We start from the raw sequence: 19,263 nt of genomic DNA, 5'->3' as shown, positions 1-19,263 counted from the left end.
AAGACAGTCAGAGAGCAAGCCGTCCGGGCAAGGATTTTTCCGGCGATGCCTGAGAGCAACAGGCAGGGCGAAGGCGCGCCCCCATCGGGGGGCTTTCTGTCAGAACAGGGTCGAGGCGCCGTTGGCGATGTTATGGGCGATCACTGGCAGCAGCAGGCTGCCGGTGCGCTCGCGCAGCCATAGCAGCAGGAAGGCCGGCAGGCCCGTCATCGCAAAGGTCATCAGGTCCAAATCCACCGCGCCTGCCTTGTAGCTCAGCGCATGGGTGATGCCGAAGAGAAGGCTGGTCAGCACGCCGCCATAGCCGATGGGCGCGCCGGCAATTCCGATCCGCCCACGGAAGGCCTCATTGAGGGCGAGCAGCAGCGCGCCACGATAGAAGAGTTCTTCGTCCAGCCCCGGCATGGTCCACTGGAAGGCGATGGTTTCCAGGCTGTCCGGTTTCCCGTCTGCCCCGCTCAGCGCCAGCCAGAAGAACAAGCCGGCGAGCGCGCCGAACACCCCCAGTGCCCCGCCCCAACGCGGCCCCTGGTCCAGCGTCATGCCGCAACGCTTCCAGCCGAAGGCGGGCAAAGCCATGACGATCAGCGTGCCGGCAATCGCCGCCAGCTTGCCGGCCCAGTTCCAGTCTGCCTGAGGGAACGGGTCCGGGATCATCCAGAAACCGCGTGTCAGCAGCGCCTGATAGACAAGGTTGAGCGCCAGCGCCGCCACCAGCCACCGCCACCGGAAACCGCTGCGGAAAACGGCCGCGCCCAGCAGGCCAAGCCCTGCCAACACCCCCGTCTCGATCAATGTCCGGATCAGCTCGTTCATGCATCCTGCCTCCTCTGCCGATGCTTAGATGCAGCGGCAGAGGAGTTTGGATGCAGGCTATGCCGGGTTTTATCCCGCCTTGCGCGCGCCAGCGGCGTCGGCTTCGGCGGCCTGCAGCTTCTCGGCAATCAGGAAGGCGAGTTCCAGGGCCTGTTCGCCATTGAGGCGGGGGTCGCAATGGGTGTGGTAGCGGCTGGAGAGGTCTTCTTCGGAGATCGCCTGCGCGCCGCCGATACATTCGGTCACGTTCTGGCCGGTCATCTCGAAATGCACCCCGCCCGGATAGCAGCCCTCGGCCGACAGCACGTCAATGAACTGGCGCACTTCGGAGAGAACGCGGTCAACAGGCCGCGTCTTGAAGCCGGTGCCGGTTTTCAGCGTGTTGCCGTGCATCGGATCACACGACCAGACGACCGTGCGGCCGGATTTCTTCACCGCGCGGGCGAGCGGCGGCAAGCCAGCCTTCACGCCTTCCGAGCCGAAGCGCGAGATCAGCGTGATGCGGCCGGGCTCGTCCTTCGGGTTCAGCGTGTCGATCAGGCGGAGCAGCTCATCTGTCTCCATGCCGGGGCCGCACTTGATGCCGATGGGATTTTTCACGCCCTTGCAGAAATTGACATGGGCGTGATCCACCTGCCGCGTGCGGTGGCCGATCCACAGCATGTGGGCGGAGGTGTCATACCAGTCGCCGCTGGTGGAATCGATGCGGGTCATCGCTTCCTCATAGCCCAGCAGCAGCGCCTCGTGGCTGGTGTAGAACTCCACCTGCGACATCTGCGGAACGCTTTCAGCGTTGAGGCCAACGGCTTCCATGAAGCGCAGCGAAGCAGAGATCTGGTCGGCCAGCTTCTGATAGCGCTCGCCCTGCGAGGAGCGATCCACGAAGCCGAGCATCCAGCGCTGCACGTTGGCAAGGCTGGCATAGCCGCCCTGGCTGAAGGCGCGCAGCAGGTTCAGCGTGGCGGCCGATTGCGAATAGGCCTGGATCAGGCGCTCTGGGTCCGGAATGCGGGACTCAGGAGTGAATTCCATGCCATTGATATTGTCGCCCCGGTAGGAGGGCAGCGTCACGCCATTGATTGTCTCGGTCGGCTCCGAGCGCGGCTTGCCGAACTGGCCGGCAATCCGGCCCACCTTCACGACGGGCTTGGCCGCGGCAAAGGTCAACACCACGGCCATCTGCAGGATCACGCGGAACGTGTCGCGGATGTTGTCCGGGTGGAATTCCTTGAAGCTCTCGGCGCAGTCCCCGCCCTGCAGCAGGAACGCCTTGCCGGCGGCCACATCGGCCAGCCGCGCCTTCAGGCGCCGGGCCTCGCCGGCAAACACCAGCGGCGGAAAGCTCCGGAGGCGGTTTTCAACAGCTGCCAGGGCGGCCGCGTCAGGATAGTCCTGCGGGATGTGCTTGGCAGGCAGGTTGCGCCAGTCGGAAGGATGCCAGGTCATTGCTCGGGTCTCACTCAGTTTTCGCCGCGATAAAACATATGAGCGCCCATTGCTCAAGTTTCACCATAATTTCACTGCAAGAAGATGGCGGAATCGCGGGCTGTCCCGTTAAAAGGCCGGTCCAGACAGAAGATTCATGCGCCGCGGGGCCAGATGTCGCACGTGTATATCAGCCATTCGGGCAAAGACCCGGACGCCCTGCTCGCTTTGCATGAGGCGCTGCGGGCAGCTTCCGTTACGGTATTCCACCCCGGCGAAGACACTTCCCGCGCGGAAGCCGACGCCGCCATCGACCGGGCCTTTGCGATCATCGTGCTGGTGTCCGCCGAGGGCGTGCGCTCCCGGCGCGTGCGCCAGGATGTGGAGGCCGCCAAGGCGATGGGCCTCAAGCTCATCCCCTACCAGGTCGACAAGGCGCGCCTCAACGGCTTCTTCAAGCAGGAAGTCCAGCCCCATCTGCGCCTCTCCTCTGCCATGCCGGACGGCCTCGACCAGCTCGTCGCTGAAACCCAGGAAGCCTATCGGAAGAAATGCCCGGTCATCGCCGTGATGAACCTCAAGGGCGGGGTCGGCAAAACCACCGTCACGGCGCAGGTTTTTGGCGCCTGGCAGGAGGCCTTCGGGGGCCGCGTGCTGCTGATCGACCTCGATCCGCAATATAACCTCACCCAGACGTTCTACCCGATGGATCTCGCCGACGCCTCCTCCGCGCAGGACCGCTCGGTCATCTCCCTCTTCGAGCGTTCGCGCTTGCATGCGCGCGACGCGGCCTCGCCTGCCGAAAACTGGCTCGGCCTCACCATCCAGCCTTTCACCCCCGCCCCGCGCGATCAGTTCGTACACCCCGTTCTGGGCGTGGACGGCCCGCCGGGACGCCTCGACATCATCTCCGGCCAGTTCGAGATTTCCAAATACGCTTTCTCGGGCGACCCGGACGCTCTGGCCGCCGTGAAGCAGCATTTCCTGCGCAGCGTGGACCATTATCGCAGCGAATATGACCTCATCGTCTTCGACACCAACCCCAACGCCACCTTCCTGACGCGCTGCGCGCTGGAGGCGGCAGACCGGGTGATCGCCCCGATGCATGCCGACATCTACTCGCTGCGCGGCGTGCGCCTGCTCAATCAGGTGATCTGCAATCAGATCGAAGAGGCGAGGCGCCCGGAGCTGTCGATCCTCTTCAACGCCGTGAACCGGAACGAACAATCCACCTTCGAAGCCGATGCGCGCAATGGGGTGTTTGACGAGATTGCGGGTTTCCCGCTGTCAGAAGCGCTGCTGACCGCTGCCCTGCCCCGCTCGGCGCATTTTGCCGTCAAAGCCCCGCAGGAAGGCCAGCCCGCCTGGCGCCAACTGGTCATCCATGCCGGGCGGGGCGGCGGCCTCAAACCCATCCGCGAAAGCCTGAAACAGGTCGCGCTGGAAATCCGTGATTTGAATGAGAGGAAGAAGGGGCACTAAACCCCTTCCGGCACCCATTTCGTCCGCATCGTGACGAGTTCTTCAGCGGCGGACGGGTGCAGCGCGCAGGTCTGGTCGAAATGCTGCTTGGTGGCGCCCATCTTCACGGCAATCGCCGCTGTCTGGATCATCTCGGCGGCGTCATCGCCCACCACATGCACGCCCAGCACGCGCTGATCGGAGGCGCGCACGACGAGTTTCATGAATGTGCGCGTCTGGTCGCCGTTCAGCATGTTCTTCATCGGGCGGAACTTCGTCTTGTAGATGTCGATCTCGCCATAGGTCTTGCGCGCTTCGGCCTCTGAGATACCCACCGTGCCGACTTCCGGCTGGGTGAACACCGCCGTCGGAATATTGGCGTGATCCATCTTCCAGGGCTTGCCGCCAAACTCGGTATCGGCAAAGGCATGGCCCTCGCGGATCGCCACAGGCGTCAGCGCCACACGGCCGGTCACATCACCCACCGCCCAGATATTCTCGACATTCGTGCGCGACCATTCATCCACGATCACATCGCCATTCCCGGCCAGCTTCACGCCCGCCTTGTCACATCCGAGATCGTCCGTATTCGCCCGGCGCCCCACGGCCATAAGCACAACATCGGTCTCAATTTCCGTGCCGCTGCTCAGCGTCACCGTCAGGCCGGCATCAGTCTTCTCGATGGAATTGAACACGCATTTCGTCACCACCCGCACGCCGGCCTCTTTGAGGCCTTCATGCACGGCGAGGCGGATTTCATCATCAAATCCGCGCAGCACGGTATCCCCGCGATAGACAAGGCAGACCTCCGTGCCCAGCCCGGCAAACACATGCGCAAACTCGACCGCAATATACCCGCCGCCCGCAATCACCATGCGCTTGGGCAGCTCGGTCAACTCGAACACGCCGTTGGAATCGATCACATGCTCAACGCCGGGAAGTTCCTCCGCCGACGGAAGCCAGGGCCGCCCGCCCACAGCGATCAGGATCTTCTTCGCGGTGATCGTCTTGCCGGATTTTTTGAGGCGCAGCGTATGTTTGTCCACAAACTCTGCCCGGTCATCGAACACATCGACGCCCGCATTCTTCAGGTTGCGGTCATAGATGGCTGACAGGCGGTCCACTTCGGCATGCAGGCCCACCATGAACTTCTCATGATCGTAGGAGACATCCCCCACAGACCATCCGTATCCGGCAGAAAGTTCGATGTCTTTTCCATACTTGCTGGAATACACCATGAACTTCTTGGGCACGCAGCCGCGCACAACGCAGGTGCCGCCCATCCGGTATTCCTCGGCCAGACCCACCTTCGCGCCCGCCTGCGCCGCAATTCTCCCGGCGCGCACACCCCCCGATCCGCCGCCAATCACGAACAGGTCATAGTCATAGGCGGCGTCGGTCATGGGATATTCCTTGGATTTCTAATGAATTACCGGCAGCAGATGTGAGGCGTCCGCCTCAGTATTCAATAATATGCGCGCCATTTTCGTCACCGATGATCACGGTGCGGGCGAGGCCGATGAAGAGGCCATGCTCCACCACGCCGGGCACCCCGGAGAGGAAAGCGGCCGTCTTTGCCGGGTCGGGAATGCGTCCACAATGGCAGTCGAGAATATGGTTGCCGCCATCGGTGACCAGCAGGTCCACACTGCCCGGCGCCTTGCGCAGCTCGATGCGCGGGCGTTCCACGCCGGAGGCAACCAGCGCGTCATGCACCTTCTTCGCGGTGATGGTGTAGCCGAACGGCGTCACCTCCACCGGCAGCGGAAACGCCCCGATATGCGGCACCTCTTTGGAGCTGTCGGCAATCACCACCATGTGATCGGAAGCGTTGGCGATGATCTTCTCGCGCAGCAGCGCCGCCCCGCCGCCCTTGATCAGCACCCCGCCAGGGCCAATCTCGTCGGCGCCGTCGACGGTGAGGTGAATGCGGTCCACCTGCTCGAACGGGATCAGCGGAATGCCGAGGCTGCGGGCGAGGTCCCGCGTCTGCACACTGGTCTCGATACAGCGCACCAGCAGGCCATCGGCAATCTCGTCGGCCAGCATCTCGATGAAGAACTTCGCCGTCGATCCGGTGCCAAGGCCAATCGTCATGCCCTCTTCGACGAAATCCATCGCGGCGGCGGCGGCGTTCTGCTTTTCGGTATCGCTGGCCATGAGAGGCTTTCCGTTCTGCTAGTCCTTGCCTTTGGTGCGGGCAGCCTTTTCGGCGGCCTTCTTTGCCCGGTAATTCTTCGCCCAACCTTCGCGGGTCACCTGCTGGCCCCGGCCCACGGCAAGCGCGTCATCGGGCACATCCTTGGTGATCACGCTGCCAGAGCCGACATAGGCGCCGTTCCCGATCCGCACCGGCGCAACGAGGGAAGAGTTGGAGCCGACAAACGCCCCCTCGCCCACATCCGTCTGGTGTTTCAGATAGCCATCATAATTGCAGAAAATCGTGCCCGCGCCGATATTGGCGCCCGCGCCGATGGCGCCGTCGCCCAGATAGGCCAGGTGGTTTGCCTTGGCGCCCTCGCCCATGGCAGTGTTCTTGGTTTCCACGAAATTGCCAATGTGAACGTTTGCGGCCAGCACCGTGCCCGGCCGCAGCCGCGCATAAGGGCCAACACTGCAGCCCGCGCCAACGACCGCGCCTTCGAGGTGGCTGAACGCGCGGATCTGCGCCCCGCCCGCTACCTTCACGCCGGGCCCGAACACCACATTCGGCTCGATCACGGCGTCGGGGCCGATCTCGGTATCGTGAGAGAAGAACACCGTTTCCGGGGCCACCAGGGTGACACCGGCCTCCATCAGCGCGCGGCGGCGGCGGCTCTGGAAGATCGCTTCGGCCTCGGCGAGGTCCACCTTGGAATCGCAACCGATCAGATCATCCTCACCCGAAACTGCCACCGCGCAGCCAATGCCTTCGGCGCGCGCAAGCCCCACAAGGTCGGTCAGGTAATACTCGCCCTTGGCATTGTTGTTGGTCACCTTTGCCAGCAGGCGGAACATGTCGCCCGCGCGGCCTGCCATGACGCCTGAGTTGCAGAGGCGCACCCTGAGCTGGTGCGGCGTGGCTTCACGCGCTTCAACAATGGCTTCCAAGCTGCCATCCTCGGCAGTGATCAGGCGGCCATAGAGGCCGGGGTCTTCGGCCTCAAAGCCCAGCACGCCCAGCCCGGTCTTGCCGGAAAGTGTGCCGAAAAGCGCTTCAATGGTCGCCGCCGGCACCAGCGGGCTGTCGCCATAGAGCACCGCCAGGTCGCCCTCAAACCCAGCCAGCGCACCCTCAGCGCAGCGCACCGCATGGCCGGTACCCTGCGGCGGGTCCTGATAGGCAATGGCAATGTCGGGATGGTGCTTTTCCAGATGCGCAATCAGCACGTCCTGCGAGGGATGCACCACTGCGACGATTTTCTCTGCGCCAACATTCCGCGCCAATGCGATTGACCAGTCGACCATCGGCCGCCCGGCGACGGCATGCATCACCTTGGGCAGGGGCGACTTCATCCGGGTTCCCTTGCCGGCAGCAAGGATGACGGCGGCGCGCTGTTTGGGCGTGTCAGTCAAGTGCGGGCTCCCTCTCGCTTTCCTCTGCCCCATCGCCTAGACGAAACCCCGCATCTTGGCGAGGGCGAAGGAGGGTCTGGCATGGCGGAAATGGGCAGCTTCGAGGGCTGGACTGTCGCTTTCGATCTCGACGGCACGCTGGTGGATACCGCGCCGGACCTGCTGGGCGCGCTCAACCATGTGCTTGCCGATGCCGGCCTTGCCCCGGTGGGCCTGCCGACGATTGCCACCCTGATCGGTAATGGCGCCCGCGCAATGATGGAACGCGGATTTGGCGTGCACGGGGTTAACCTGCCGGCGCCAGACATGGACGCCGCCTTTGATCGCTTCATCAGTTATTATGTGGAGAACATCGCTGTCGGCTCGCGCCCGTTTGAAGGCTGCGTCAACGCGCTGGATGCTCTGCTGGATGCGGGCGCCACACTCTGCGTCTGCACCAACAAGCGCCAGGATCTCAGTGAGCGGCTGATCAGCGAGCTTGGCCTGACCACCCGCTTCGCCGCCATTCTTGGCGCGGACCGGGCAACCAATCGCAAGCCGCACCAGGATCATGTGTTCGAAGCCGTCCGCGCGGCGGGCGGCACACCGGCCCGCGCCCTGTTCGTGGGCGATAGCCGAACAGATGAAAGGGCAGCCCGGAATGCCGGACTGCCCTTCCTGTTTGTGACCTTTGGCTACGAAGCCGAAACAGTCGAAAATCTCGCGCCCGATGCGGTCATCGGCCACTATTCCGAATTGTTACCAGCTTTGTCAGTCCTGAGGGATCAAGCCGTCGCTTCGTTGCGCGGACGGTAAGTCGGGCGCGAAGACCCAACCTCACCGGCAGCGCGGCGGCGCGGCATGCCATTGACCATATTGGAACGCACGTCGCAGCGGGCGCTCCGCATCGCGGGAACAAAACCTGCGTCCACGAGGTCTACGTCGACCTCATAACCGCGCTCTGCCCAATACGAATTGATTTTTTCACGGAGGCGCTTTGCGCCTTCTTCGTCACACCAGTCTTTCACTCTGCTCTCTCCAGGCGATCTTATCGTTTTTGAAGTTGAGACAGCCCTATGGGGGGCCATCTGTGCCTGTCCTTCTTAAGGTTCATCACGCGGACCTTGCCGGCCCGTCTGTGTATGTCCGGTAGATGACAATGTTTGCCGGGTTTCTCAAGAGCAATTCTATATAACATTTTCTTAAACTAAGAAGATGAACAACTGTTCATCATGAACGCTCATTCATCTGGCGTTCATCTTGTGATCCTGATCAGGGTATTGCCCGTTTAATTGCAACCGTTTGCAGTTGCGGCGCACAATCCCAGCGCCTGCCGCCATCTACCCTCATAAGAAGTATAACGCACACGCCCGCTCGCGTATCATGCAATTCCGCATGGCTTCAACGACGATCCATGCGTCCACATTTCCGTACTTAACCACGAAAACCCACCTTCGCCTATCTCGCAGCTGCCTTGCGATATGTGCTTGACCTCATCCTGAAGCAAGATTACCCACCCCGCTCGCGGTCGGGCGATTAGCTCAGCGGTAGAGCACTGCCTTCACACGGCAGGGGTCACAAGTTCGAACCTTGTATCGCCCACCATTCTCCTTTCCGTCCGCGTTCTTGCCGGTTCCCCAGCTTTCTGAACTGTTCAATGGCGCAGGGCGCGAAGCGCAGTATAAGCCGCTCGATGAAAGCGTTTTTCCGCTCTGCCCCTGTTGTTGCCGTGCTCGGATTCCTCATCTGGGCCTGGATGGCGCTGGTCGGCCGCACGGTGCGCTGGATGATCGAAGGCGAAGCCGAAGCGCGCGCCGCGCTGGCCGTGGAAAAGCCCGGCCTCATCGTAGCGTGCTGGCATGAGACCATCCTGCTGATGCCGGCAGGTTGGAACCGCGCGGTGCGCCACTGGCCGGAAAAGCGCGGCCGCGCCGCCATGATGATCTCCCTCTCCCCCGATGGCGAACCCGTCGCCCGCGCCATCAAACACCTCGATCTGGATGTCGTACGCGGCTCTAAGGGCAACAAGAAGAAGACGAACAAGGACAAAGGCGGCATGCGCGCCATTGCCGAGGCCGCCAGCCGCCTGCGCAGCGGCGGCTATGTCTGCATGACGCCGGACGGCCCGCGCGGCCCCCGCCGCATCGCCAGCCAGGGCGCCGTGACCCTTGCCCAGCGCAGCGGCGCCGCTGTTCTGCCCTATGCCATCTCCACCCGGCCCGCCCCGCGCCTGAAAAGCTGGGACCGCTTCATCATCCCCCTGCCCTTCACGCGCGGCGCCATTGTCTTCGGCCCGCTGCTCGTTTGCCCCCGCGAGGCATCGCCCGAGGCGTTGCAAGAAGCGCTGCAACGCGGCATGGATGAGGCAACCCGGCGTGCCGAAACGCTTGCCGGATATCCCGAACAACCCGCCAGGCCGGAGCTTATGACAGAATGACGCCTGCGTTATTCGCCTACCGGCTTACCACCTATGCCGCCTCGCCCTTCCTCGGCTTTGTGCTGAGCGACCGGGCGCGCAAGGGCAAGGAAGACTATCTGCGCCTGCATGAGCGCTACGCCAAACGCCTGCCGCCGCGCCGGCCCGGCCCGCTGGTCTGGCTGCATGGCGCGAGTGTCGGTGAAAGCGGCCTGCTGCTGGAGCTGGGCCGCCGCATGATTGCCGAGCGCCCCGGACTGATGCTGGTCTTCACCAGCCAGACCGTCACTTCCGCCCGCGTGCTGGGGCCCCTGCTTCCCGACAACGCCATTCATGCCATGGCCCCGCTCGACACGCCCCAGGCCGCCCGCCGCTTCATCCAGCACTGGAAGCCGGACCTCTGCGTCTTCGCAGAAGGCGAGATCTGGCCAAACCTGATCCATGAAGCCCGCAAGGCAGGGTCTCGCACTGCGCTCGTCAATGCGCGGATGACGCAGAAATCCGCCGAAGGCTGGCAGAAGGTGCGCAGCCTGTTCCGCCAGCTTGTCGGGAATTTCGACATTGTTCTGGCCGCAGATCTCGATACCGGCCAGCGGCTGGAAAATCTGCTCGGCCGCCCGGTCCGCGCGGCAGGCAATCTCAAATCCGCCCTGCCCCCGCCCGGCGCCAATGAGGTGGAGATGAGCCGCATCGCCGCCAACTTCATCGCCGGGCGCCGCTGCCTCTTGGCCGCCTCCACCCATCCGGGTGAGGAGGAACTCTTCCTCGACGCCGCCGCCACGCTGCACGAAGATGTCGCCCTGATCATTGCCCCGCGCCATCCCGAGCGCGGCGACGAGATCGAAGCCCTGCTGAAACAGCGCGGCCTGCGCCATGCCCGCCGCAGCAAGGGCGTCCAGCCCGACAAGCGCGACCGCGTGCTGCTGGCCGACACGATGGGCGAGATGGGCACCTGGCTGCGCCTGGCCACGGCGGTCTATCTCGGCGGCGGCCATGCCGAAGGCGTTGGCGGGCACAACCCGCTCGAGCCGATCCGCCTCAACCGCCCCGTCGCCACCGGCCCGCGCGTCCATAATTTCGCAGACCTGATGGCAAGCCTGGAGGCGACCGGCCTCGTCCACACGGTCGATGGCCCGGCCGCCCTGCACACTTTCCTGCAGGCGCCCCCGCCGGTGCCCGAAGATGCGCTGGCCAAACTCGCCGCCGAAGCCGACGAGCCGATGCTGCTGACGCTCGGCGTGCTGCTGCCGCTGCTGCCCAGGCCGCTGCTGGAAGGCGCGGGCGCGGCCTCGGAGGGGCGGCGGTGAGAGCGCCGCATTTCTGGTCGGCCGGCCTTGATCCGCAATCCCGTGAAGCTGCCCCGCTCACCCGCCTGCTGCTGACGCCCTTCTCGATGCTCTATCTCTGGGGGCTCCGGCGGAAGCTGGCGCGCGCCGTGCCCGACAGCGCCCCCGTGCCGGTCGTCTGTATCGGCAACCTCACCACCGGCGGCGCCGGCAAGACGCCGGTAACCGAAGCCATCCGTAACCGGATCACTGCCCGCGGCCTGCGCGCCGCCAGCCTCTCGCGCGGCCATGGCGGAAAAGAGCGCGGCCCCCTGAAGGTTGACGCTGGCGCGCACACTTACCGCGATGTGGGCGATGAGCCGCTGCTCCTGGCCGCCACCGGCGAGGCCTGGATCGGGCGCGACCGTCCGGAAGCGGCCCGCGCCATCGCGGCGGCGGGCGCAGACGTAATCGTCATGGATGATGGCCATCAGAACCCGTCCCTGAAGAAAGACCTCACCTTCATCGTGATTGATGCGGGCGCGCCCTTCGGCAATGGCCAGGTGCTGCCCCAGGGGCCGCTTCGGGAAAAGGTGCCTGAAGGGCTCGCCCGCGCCGATGCCGTCGTGCTCATGGGCGAAGGCCCGGTGCCGCGTGAAGTTACCGCCAGCGGCCTGCCCGTACTGCGCGCGCGGCTCGCCCCGGCGGAGGCCCCGCCGCTCGGGCCCCTCGTCGCCTTTGCCGGCATCGGGCGCCCGCAGAAATTCTTCGACAGCCTGGCCGAGGCGGGCGGTCATCTCTCCGACGCGGTGCCCTTCGGGGATCATCATCCCTATGCCAAAGGCGACATCCAGTTCCTCCGCAGCCTGGCACGCGATCATGGCGCGCGCCTCGTCACCACCACCAAGGATCATGTCCGCCTGCCGCCGGAAGTGCGGCAGGAAATCCACGCCTGGCCGGTAACCGCAGTATTCGAGGATACCGCAGCGCTTGACGCGGTGCTCGCGCCGCTCTTCAAAAGCTGACGGAAAGCTGACGCAGCCCATGAACGACCAGACCCCCACCGCCTATGTCCGCCCGAAGGACATCGATAACCGCGCCAGCTTCGGCCAGCGGCTGCAATGGCGCCTGGAGACCATCGCCTGGGATCTCATCTATTGGGGGCCCATGAAAATGCTGGGGCCGGACAAGGCCTCCGATTTCGGCGGCTGGCTGGTGAAGAAGATCGGCCCGCTTCTCTCTCAGCACAAGACAACCCGGCGCAACCTCCGCCTCGCCTTTCCGGGCTGGAGCGAGGAACAGGTGGAAGCCACCGCGCTCGCCGCCTGGGAAAGCGCCGGGCGCACGGCGGGCGAGTTGCCGCATCTGCCCAGTATTGATCCCTATACGTCCGGCCGCGTCGAGATTATCGGCCTCGACGTGCTCGATGCCATCCGCGACAGCGGCAAGGGCGCCGTCTTCATCTCGGGTCATTTCGCCAATTGGGAAATCATGCCGGCGGCGATCACCAAACGCATTCCCCATGCGGTGATGACCTACCGTGCCCTGAACAATCCGCACATCGACAAGCGCATTGCAGAGCTGCGCCATGATTATGGCACCGCCGTCAACGCGCCCAAGGGCATCGGCACACGCGAGCTCATGCGCTCCCTCGCCAAGGGCGCCCCCGTCGCGCTGATGAATGATCAGAAGTTCAATGAAGGCATCCCGGTGCCCTTCTTCGGCCATGCCGCGATGACCGCGCCCGGCCCCTCGCGCCTTGCCCTCAAATACCAGGTGCCCATCGTTCCGGTATCGACCACGCGCACCGGCCCCGCCCGGTTCCGGATCGAGTTCCACACGCCCTTCATTCCTGAAAACACCGGCAATCAGGAAGCCGATGTGAAACGCTCGGTCGAGCGCATCACCGCCTTCATCGAAGCCCAGGTGCGCGCCCATCCCGGCCAATGGTTCTGGCAACACCGCCGCTGGCCGAAGGAAGCGTGGAAAGAGGCCGGCGTGCTGTAAGGCACAAAAAAACTCCAACGCGGTTGGAGTTTTCAGGCTTGCCGTTGGAGTTTTTCCTGGAGTTTTTTGCGGACTTATCCCCGCTTTTTCGGAGCGCTTATCCACGCATTCCGGGCACTCTTCAGACCTCGCCGGTATTGATCGCCTTCATGATCGAAAACCGCTTGGTGAACGGGTTGGGCTTCTTCCCTTCGCAATAGAGTTTGCGTAGCCGGTAATGGGCAATCGCCGGGCGCATCTGTTTGGGCGCGGGCGAGACGATCGGGCCGAATGCCTTGGACGCATGGCGGCGCGCGGCGGCATAGGCGGCGGCGACCGTCTGCAGATCGCCTGCCCAGTTATGCGCCGGGATCAGGATATTGGCCGCCGTCAGGCCAAGCCAGCCTTCGGGCTCGCGCGCGCGGTCATTCTCCAGGAAGGCGGTCTGATAGCCATCGACCAGCTTCTGCAACGCGCCGGGCTTCAGGCGGCCTGCTGCAATCTCTTCAGCCAGCGCCAGGCACACATCATGCCCGCGCGGGGGCTTTCCCTCGGCGATTTCCTGGATCGCTTCGCGCCACCACTGGAAGCGGATCAACCCCAGCGTCTCTTCCGAAACCGCCTCGCGCACCCTGACAAGCTCGTAAGCGAGCGCGTAGAGCGCGATCAGCGCCCGGCGCTCGGCGGCAGGGGCAAACCGGCTGGAAATCCACCGGTCCTCGTCCACACGCCGGACTCTTTTGTCAATTTCTTCCCAAGGGGTTTGGGTCAGGGGTCTGGTCTCGTTTGACATGGCCCCCATATGTGCGAAACCGCTCGCGAGCGAAAGAGACCAAAACCCGCGCAAAGAGGACACCGCCATGGCCTTCACCCTCCCCGAACTTCCCTACCCCCGCAACGCCCTTGCCCCCCATATCTCGGAAGAAACCCTGAACTTCCACTATGGCAAACACCATCAGGCGTATGTGACCAACCTCAACGGCCTTGTCGAAGGCACCGACCTTGCCGGCAAATCCCTTGAGGAAGTCATCAAGATTTCTGCCGCCGACAAATCCAAGGCTGGCATCTTCAACAACTCCGCCCAGGTGTGGAACCACACCTTCTACTGGCACTCGATGAAACCGAATGGCGGCGGCAAGCCCCACGGCAAGGTGGCCGAGCTGATCGAGCGCGACCTTGGCGGCTATGACAACTTCGTCAAAGAGTTCAAACAGGCTGGCGCCACCCAGTTCGGGTCTGGCTGGGCCTGGCTCTCCTACAAGGGCGGCAAGCTGGTGATCTCGAAGACGCCGAACGCTGAAACGCCCCTCACGGAAGAGGGCACCACGCCCCTGATGACGATGGATGTGTGGGAACATGCCTACTATCTGGACTACCAGAACCGCCGCCCCGACTACATCGACACCTTCCTCAACAGCCTCGTGAACTGGGACTTCGTGAACCAGAATCTGGCCGATGCCGGCGCGTAAGGCCTTCTGAGACTGCACAAAAAGCGAACGCCCGCCCTTCCCCGGCGGGCGTTTTTGCTATATGGGGCGCACATCAAACGCTCCGGGCATGGGATTCGCCCGGCTGTGGCTGGTCAGGCATGGGGTCTGGCAGACGCAGGACAGAGCCGCCAATACGGGCGGCCGGGCAAATCAACCAGACATCCCGGAGACTACACTTGACCGACACCCAGACTGTAACATTCGCTGACCTTGGCCTGGCTGAGAACATTCTCAAGGCCGTTACCGAAGCTGGTTACACCATCCCTACCCCGATCCAGGCCGAAGCCATTCCGCATATCGCGATGGGCGGCGACGTGACCGGCATCGCCCAGACGGGCACCGGCAAGACGGCCGCCTTCGTGCTGCCGATGATCCAGCGCCTGTCCACCGGCCGGGCCCGCGCACGGATGCCGCGCTGCCTGATCCTCTGCCCGACGCGCGAGCTTGCCGCGCAGGTGGCCGAAAACTTCGAGAAGTATGGCAAATACCTGAAGCTCACGATGGCGCTGCTGATCGGCGGCGTGTCGTTCAAGGATCAGGAAACCCTGCTCCAGCGCGGCGTGGACGTGCTGATCGCAACGCCGGGCCGCCTGATGGACCAGTTCGATCGCGGCAAGCTGCTGCTGATGGGCGTGGAAACGCTGATCATCGACGAAGCTGACCGGATGCTCGACATGGGCTTCATTCCGGACATCGAGAAGATTTGCACCAAGCTGCCGGCCAACCGCCAGACGCTTCTTTTCTCCGCCACCTTCCCGGCCGACATTCAGCGTCTTGCCAAGACCTTCCAGAAAGATCCCAAGAAGATCGAAGTGGCCCGCCCCGCGCAGACCGCCGAGACGATCTCGCAATTCGTGGTCAAGCTGCCGACCAATGACGGCAAGGCTCGCCGCACGGCGCTGCGCCGCGTGATCGAAGCGACCAATGTAAAGAACGGCATCGTCTTCTGTAACCGCAAGGTCGAGGTGGACATCGTCGCCGCCTCGCTGACCAAGCATGGTCATGACGCCGCGCCGATCCATGGCGACCTGCCGCAAAGCGTGCGTTCCGAAACGCTCCAGCGCTTCCGGGATGGCAAGCTGAAACTGCTCGTGGCCTCCGATGTGGCCGCGCGCGGGCTCGACATTCCCGATGTTGGCCACGTCTTCAATTTCGGCCCGCCGCCGAAGGATGAAGACTATGTGCACCGTATCGGCCGCACGGGCCGCGCCGGTCGCAAGGGAGAGAGCTATACGGTTGTGACGCCTGCGGACGATAAGTCCTGGGGCTTCGTGCTGAAGATGATCAAGAAGGACGTTCCGGAATTCATGCCGGAAGGCCTGCTCGAGGAACTTGAAACCCTTCCCCCCGAAGAAAAGCGCGACCGCAAGGGCGGACGTGACCGCGACCGCGGGGAGCGGGGTGGCCGCAGCGCCCGGGGCCGCAATAGCGACCGCAGCGACCGTGCCGAGCGCAGCCCGCGCCGCCGCGAGCAGGAAGACGGCGATGTGGCCGTTGCCGAAGCGCCCATTGCCGTTGAGGTGGTGGACGCCGTGGAAACGGTCGAGGCCCCTGCTGTTCAGGAAAAACCCCGCCGCGAGCGCCCTGCCCGCAATGAAAAACGCCGTGAGCGGAATGACGACCAGCCGCGAGGCGAAAAACGCGAGCGTGATCGCGACCGCCCGCAGCGCGATTACAAGCGCAAGGATGACGATCTGATCCTGGAGCCGGCGCCTGACCGCGTGGTCGGCTTCGGCAAGGACATTCCGGCTTTCCTGAAACGCTAAGGCGTTTCCCACGAACTCTTCCGGCCGGCCGCGCTCTCTGGGCGCGGCCGGTCTGCGTTTGGGGGAAGCGTACAACTCTGCCTGCGGCTCCAGAGACTCCCGGGACCAGAATTTGGACAAATCCGAACAGTTCCGGCCACTGCCTGGGCGCCCCCTTCCCCCTTGCGGCATTCCTGACTAGGCTTGAGGCCGTTGAGGGAAATCTGTTTCAAGGGGTGATACCATGATGATCCGCCGGAGTTTGCTTGTTGCCGTGATGGCGCTGGGCCTGGCCGCGTGCGGCGGGGACAAGCCGGAAGATGGCGGCGCGCCCAGGGAGTTGCGCCCGGACAATGGCGCGGCCGTATCCACCGCAAGCGCCGTGAGCGGCATGCCGGTGGGCGAGCTGCGCTCAGCCGATCCGAGCCTCGTGGAGCTCTACAAGAAACTGCACGCCAATCCCGAGCTTTCCTTCCGCGAGGTGGAAACGTCCAAGCTGATGGCGAACGAATTGCGCGCGCTGGGCTTTACGGTGACCGAAGGCCTTGGCGACACCTGGGTGCGCGAGAAGGCCATGAAGGACATTGGCGAGGTGAAGCCGGGCGTCGGCGGCTATGGCGTGGTCGGCGTGTTCGAGAATGGCAGAGGGCCCACAATCCTCATCCGCGCGGATATGGACGGCCTGCCCGTGCCCGATCAGACAGGCTTTGACTTTGCCTCCAAGGTGATCTCGCAGACCTGGACCGGCGTGGAGAGCCCGGTGATGCATGCCTGCGCGCATGATATTCACATGACCGTCTGGGTCGGCACCGCGCGGGAGCTGATCAAGAACAAGGACAAGTGGAAGGGCACCCTGGTGATGATTGCCCAGCCGGCCGAGGAGATTGGCCTGGGCGCGCAGGCGATGCTGGCGGACGGGCTCTACACGAAATTTCCGCTCCCGGACTATAATCTGGCGCTGCATGTTTCGGCCAGCGCGCCGGCGGGTGTGATCAACTATTCTTCGGGCTTTGCGCTGGCCAATGTCGACAGCGTCGACATTACCGTGAAAGGCGCGGGCGGGCACGGCGCCTATCCGCATACGACGCGCGACCCGGTGCTGATCGGCAGCCATATCGTGGTGGCGCTGCAGAGCCTTGTCTCGCGCAATACCAACCCGCTCGATTCTGCCGTGGTGACGGTCGGCTCGTTCAAGGCAGGCGCCAAGCACAACATCATCGCGGATGAGGCCGAGCTTCTGGTCACCGTGCGCTCCTATGACGATGCAACACGCAAGATGCTGCTGGACGGGATCAAGCGCATTGCCGAAGGCCAAGCCACCGCCTTTGGCGCGCCCGCGCCGGAGATCAAGATCGAGAGCGACTATACGCCCGCCACCTATAACGATCCCGACCTGACCGAGCGGGCGATGAAAGCGGTGGCCAGGAAGCTGGGCGCAGACAATGTGCGCGCGGTGCCGCCAGTGATGGGCGGGGAAGACTTCAGCCAGTTTGCCCGCACGGATGAAAAGATCCCTGGTCTGATCTTCTGGCTGGGCGCGGTGTCGCCCGACCGGTTTGCCGCCTCGCAGATGGATGGCATGCCCCTCCCTTCGCTCCACTCGCCGCTGTTCGGGCCAGACTATGATCCGGCGATCGCCACCGGCGTGGAAGCGATGACCACGGCGGCGATGGATCTGTTCAAGGACTGAAGGCGGCCCTCCCCTGGCCGGGGAGGACCGCCCAGCCCCCTGCGGGAGCAGACCGTTACCAGCTGATCTTCAGCGGTGGCATGTCTGACGGCTGGAGAATGTTCCAGACGCCGGTATCGCCTTCAATCTGCGGCTGCCGCGCGATAAAGAAAGCCAGCAATGCCTGCAGCGTGGCGCGCACGAGGGCATGGCCGAGGCAGGCATGCTGGCCCATGCCGAACATCAGGGGCCGCGCCTCCTGACGCGCAGGATCAAACCGCTCAGGCCGGTGAAAGGCCAGCGGGTCGTGATTGCCCGCAGCCCAGAGCATGGAGAGCGCCGTTCCGGCCGCGATTTCGGTTTCGTCCAGCCGGAGGGGCGCGGTGGTGAGCCGCATGGTCATGGGAGCGGGGCCGGCAAGGCGAAGCAGCTCGTTCGTGCACTGAGGGGTGGCGGCGAGGGTATCCCGGTTTTCTGCAGCGATGCGCAGGCAGGCGGCAAGACCGGTGGTGGAAGTTTCAATGGCATCGAAGACCATGCCGGCGATAAGGTCTGCAGCCTTCCCTGCCCCGACCGCCGCCTCCAGAGCGCGGCTGAAGGGCGCGTCATTGGCGAGCGCGGCGAGGGAAAGCGCCCGCGCCTCAAGGGCGGCGGCCTCGGCCAGCGCGGCCTTTGAAAGGTCCGGCGCCATCGAGAGGACATGGGCCATGTCGGCGACGGCCTGCTCCAGTGCAAGCGCAGCCTTCTCGTTATAGCCGATCACCGAGGCCCAGACAGCGCGCACAACCGGCGCAATCACCTCCGTCCTCAGATCAAGGCCGGTGGCCTGACGAGGGAGCCCCGCCACGGCCGCTTCAGCGATGGCGGACACATCCACAAGGTTCAGGGCAGCGATGAGAGCGGCGCGATCTGCCCGGTGGGCCGGGCCGGATTTGGTGAAGACCGAGCGCACCAGCAGGTTATATATGGCCGGGGTATCGGCCATCGCTGCCGCGTCCGGCGCCATGCCATCTGCGGCAGGGTTGCGAGCCAGCGCCGAAAGCTGGGCATGGCCCAGAACGGCGAGGCCGCCCCAGGGGGCCTTCTGTATACGGTCACCGGCGGCGAGATCGGCCTCGAAGGCAGCGGCAAGGGAGGGCCAGCCCGTGGGCTGGTCAAAGGTGGTGAAGGTTTTCATGTGAGTAAGTCCTGAAAAGCAAAGCCAAGCGCCCTGCACGGCGGCAGGGGCAGTGAAACGGATGTTTCAGGGCTTAGCGTTTCCGGACGGACTGCATGACGGGGCTTCCTGTTGAGGACCGAGCTTAAACGGGCGCCGGCCAGCGGGTCCAGACCCAGTTTCAATAAAGGCAGGATTTAGGCAGCGGCCTTGCTTTGGGGGGGGGTCTGCGCTAGATACCCTTTTGCTCAGACTGCGTATAAGGTTCACGCCTCCGTCGCAAACGAGCCCTGAAAGCCA

Annotated in this window: 17 protein-coding genes and 1 tRNA gene; 10 read left to right on the top strand and 8 right to left on the bottom strand. The window is 64.1% G+C overall.

The window, feature by feature from the left end; all coding sequences use genetic code 11:
- Positions 1-99: 99 nt before the first annotated feature.
- Positions 100-816, bottom strand: a complete 717-nt coding sequence (locus tag HPO_RS00870; RefSeq protein WP_035593321.1) for a CPBP family intramembrane glutamic endopeptidase, BDIM_20840 family — start codon at positions 814-816, stop codon at positions 100-102.
- Between the two features lie 69 nt (positions 817-885).
- Positions 886-2,262 carry a class II 3-deoxy-7-phosphoheptulonate synthase gene (locus HPO_RS00865; protein WP_035593320.1) on the bottom strand — a complete coding sequence of 459 codons (1,377 nt, stop codon included), beginning with the start codon at positions 2,260-2,262 and terminating at the stop codon, positions 886-888.
- A 153-nt stretch (positions 2,263-2,415) separates the two neighbouring features.
- On the opposite strand from HPO_RS00865, the gene HPO_RS00860 reads away from it, so the two are divergent.
- A complete protein-coding gene (locus HPO_RS00860; RefSeq protein ID WP_162173988.1) occupies positions 2,416-3,723 on the top strand; it encodes an AAA family ATPase in 1,308 nt (435 codons plus the stop codon).
- Here HPO_RS00860 and gor read toward each other — a convergent pair.
- Genes gor through glmU form a run of 3 tightly spaced genes read right to left on the bottom strand, consistent with a single transcriptional unit; the run spans position 3,720 to position 7,257 of the window.
- Complete coding sequence (gor, locus tag HPO_RS00855) at positions 3,720-5,105, bottom strand: glutathione-disulfide reductase (protein WP_035593315.1); 1,386 nt, start codon at positions 5,103-5,105, stop codon at positions 3,720-3,722. The two genes, HPO_RS00860 and gor, sit on opposite strands and share 4 nt — an antisense overlap.
- Before the next feature lie 55 nt (positions 5,106-5,160).
- Positions 5,161-5,862, bottom strand: coding sequence for a ribose-5-phosphate isomerase RpiA (gene rpiA, locus HPO_RS00850; protein WP_035593312.1), 702 nt, complete (start codon positions 5,860-5,862; stop codon positions 5,161-5,163).
- Positions 5,863-5,880: 18 nt separating this feature from the next.
- The gene (gene glmU / locus HPO_RS00845; protein WP_035593308.1) at positions 5,881-7,257 is read right to left on the bottom strand and encodes a bifunctional UDP-N-acetylglucosamine diphosphorylase/glucosamine-1-phosphate N-acetyltransferase GlmU; all 1,377 of its coding nucleotides are present in this window, start codon (positions 7,255-7,257) and stop codon (positions 5,881-5,883) included.
- Between the two features lie 81 nt (positions 7,258-7,338).
- Between glmU and HPO_RS00840 the strand changes: the two genes are divergently transcribed.
- On the top strand, positions 7,339-8,052 hold the full coding sequence (locus tag HPO_RS00840) for an HAD family hydrolase (protein ID WP_035593306.1): 714 nt from the start codon (positions 7,339-7,341) through the stop codon (positions 8,050-8,052).
- Here the strand turns inward: HPO_RS00840 and HPO_RS00835 are convergent.
- Complete coding sequence (locus tag HPO_RS00835) at positions 8,022-8,264, bottom strand: hypothetical protein (RefSeq protein ID WP_035593304.1); 243 nt, start codon at positions 8,262-8,264, stop codon at positions 8,022-8,024. The two genes, HPO_RS00840 and HPO_RS00835, sit on opposite strands and share 31 nt — an antisense overlap.
- A 502-nt stretch (positions 8,265-8,766) precedes the next feature.
- On the opposite strand from HPO_RS00835, the gene HPO_RS00830 reads away from it, so the two are divergent.
- The 5 genes from HPO_RS00830 (at position 8,767) to HPO_RS00810 (ending at position 12,924) form a co-directional block, all read left to right on the top strand.
- Positions 8,767-8,841: transfer RNA gene (locus tag HPO_RS00830), tRNA-Val, on the top strand.
- A gap of 88 nt (positions 8,842-8,929) precedes the next feature.
- Positions 8,930-9,673, top strand: coding sequence for a lysophospholipid acyltransferase family protein (locus HPO_RS00825; protein ID WP_035593645.1), 744 nt, complete (start codon positions 8,930-8,932; stop codon positions 9,671-9,673).
- Positions 9,670-10,959 (top strand): 3-deoxy-D-manno-octulosonic acid transferase, encoded by a 1,290-nt coding sequence (locus HPO_RS00820; protein WP_051612129.1) that lies wholly within the window; start codon positions 9,670-9,672, stop codon positions 10,957-10,959. Before HPO_RS00825 ends, HPO_RS00820 begins: the two co-directional genes overlap by 4 nt.
- The gene (lpxK, locus tag HPO_RS00815) at positions 10,956-11,942 is read left to right on the top strand and encodes a tetraacyldisaccharide 4'-kinase (RefSeq protein WP_035593302.1); all 987 of its coding nucleotides are present in this window, start codon (positions 10,956-10,958) and stop codon (positions 11,940-11,942) included. Before HPO_RS00820 ends, lpxK begins: the two co-directional genes overlap by 4 nt.
- A gap of 19 nt (positions 11,943-11,961) precedes the next feature.
- On the top strand, positions 11,962-12,924 hold the full coding sequence (locus HPO_RS00810; protein WP_051612128.1) for a lysophospholipid acyltransferase family protein: 963 nt from the start codon (positions 11,962-11,964) through the stop codon (positions 12,922-12,924).
- A 121-nt stretch (positions 12,925-13,045) separates the two neighbouring features.
- On the opposite strand, the gene HPO_RS19445 is transcribed toward HPO_RS00810, so the two are convergent.
- Positions 13,046-13,630 carry a squalene/phytoene synthase family protein gene (locus HPO_RS19445; protein ID WP_162173987.1) on the bottom strand — a complete coding sequence of 195 codons (585 nt, stop codon included), beginning with the start codon at positions 13,628-13,630 and terminating at the stop codon, positions 13,046-13,048.
- A 133-nt stretch (positions 13,631-13,763) separates the two neighbouring features.
- On the opposite strand from HPO_RS19445, the gene HPO_RS00800 reads away from it, so the two are divergent.
- The 3 genes from HPO_RS00800 to HPO_RS00790 all read left to right on the top strand — a co-directional run bounded on the left by HPO_RS00800 (position 13,764) and on the right by HPO_RS00790 (position 17,828).
- Positions 13,764-14,372, top strand: a complete 609-nt coding sequence (locus tag HPO_RS00800; RefSeq protein ID WP_035593299.1) for a superoxide dismutase — start codon at positions 13,764-13,766, stop codon at positions 14,370-14,372.
- Positions 14,373-14,569: 197 nt separating this feature from the next.
- Positions 14,570-16,159, top strand: coding sequence for a DEAD/DEAH box helicase (locus tag HPO_RS00795; RefSeq protein WP_035593296.1), 1,590 nt, complete (start codon positions 14,570-14,572; stop codon positions 16,157-16,159).
- Positions 16,160-16,529: 370 nt separating this feature from the next.
- Entirely contained in the window at positions 16,530-17,828 is a 1,299-nt protein-coding gene (locus HPO_RS00790; RefSeq protein WP_035593631.1) for a M20 metallopeptidase family protein, read from the top strand.
- Positions 17,829-17,883: 55 nt separating this feature from the next.
- On the opposite strand, the gene HPO_RS00785 is transcribed toward HPO_RS00790, so the two are convergent.
- Positions 17,884-18,984 carry a cytochrome P450 gene (locus tag HPO_RS00785; RefSeq protein ID WP_035593293.1) on the bottom strand — a complete coding sequence of 367 codons (1,101 nt, stop codon included), beginning with the start codon at positions 18,982-18,984 and terminating at the stop codon, positions 17,884-17,886.
- Between the last annotated feature and the right edge of the window lie 279 nt (positions 18,985-19,263).

Source organism: Hyphomonas polymorpha PS728, assembly GCF_000685315.1.
GTDB lineage: Bacteria > Pseudomonadota > Alphaproteobacteria > Caulobacterales > Hyphomonadaceae > Hyphomonas > Hyphomonas polymorpha.
This window is presented reverse-complemented; position numbering and strand designations above follow the sequence as displayed.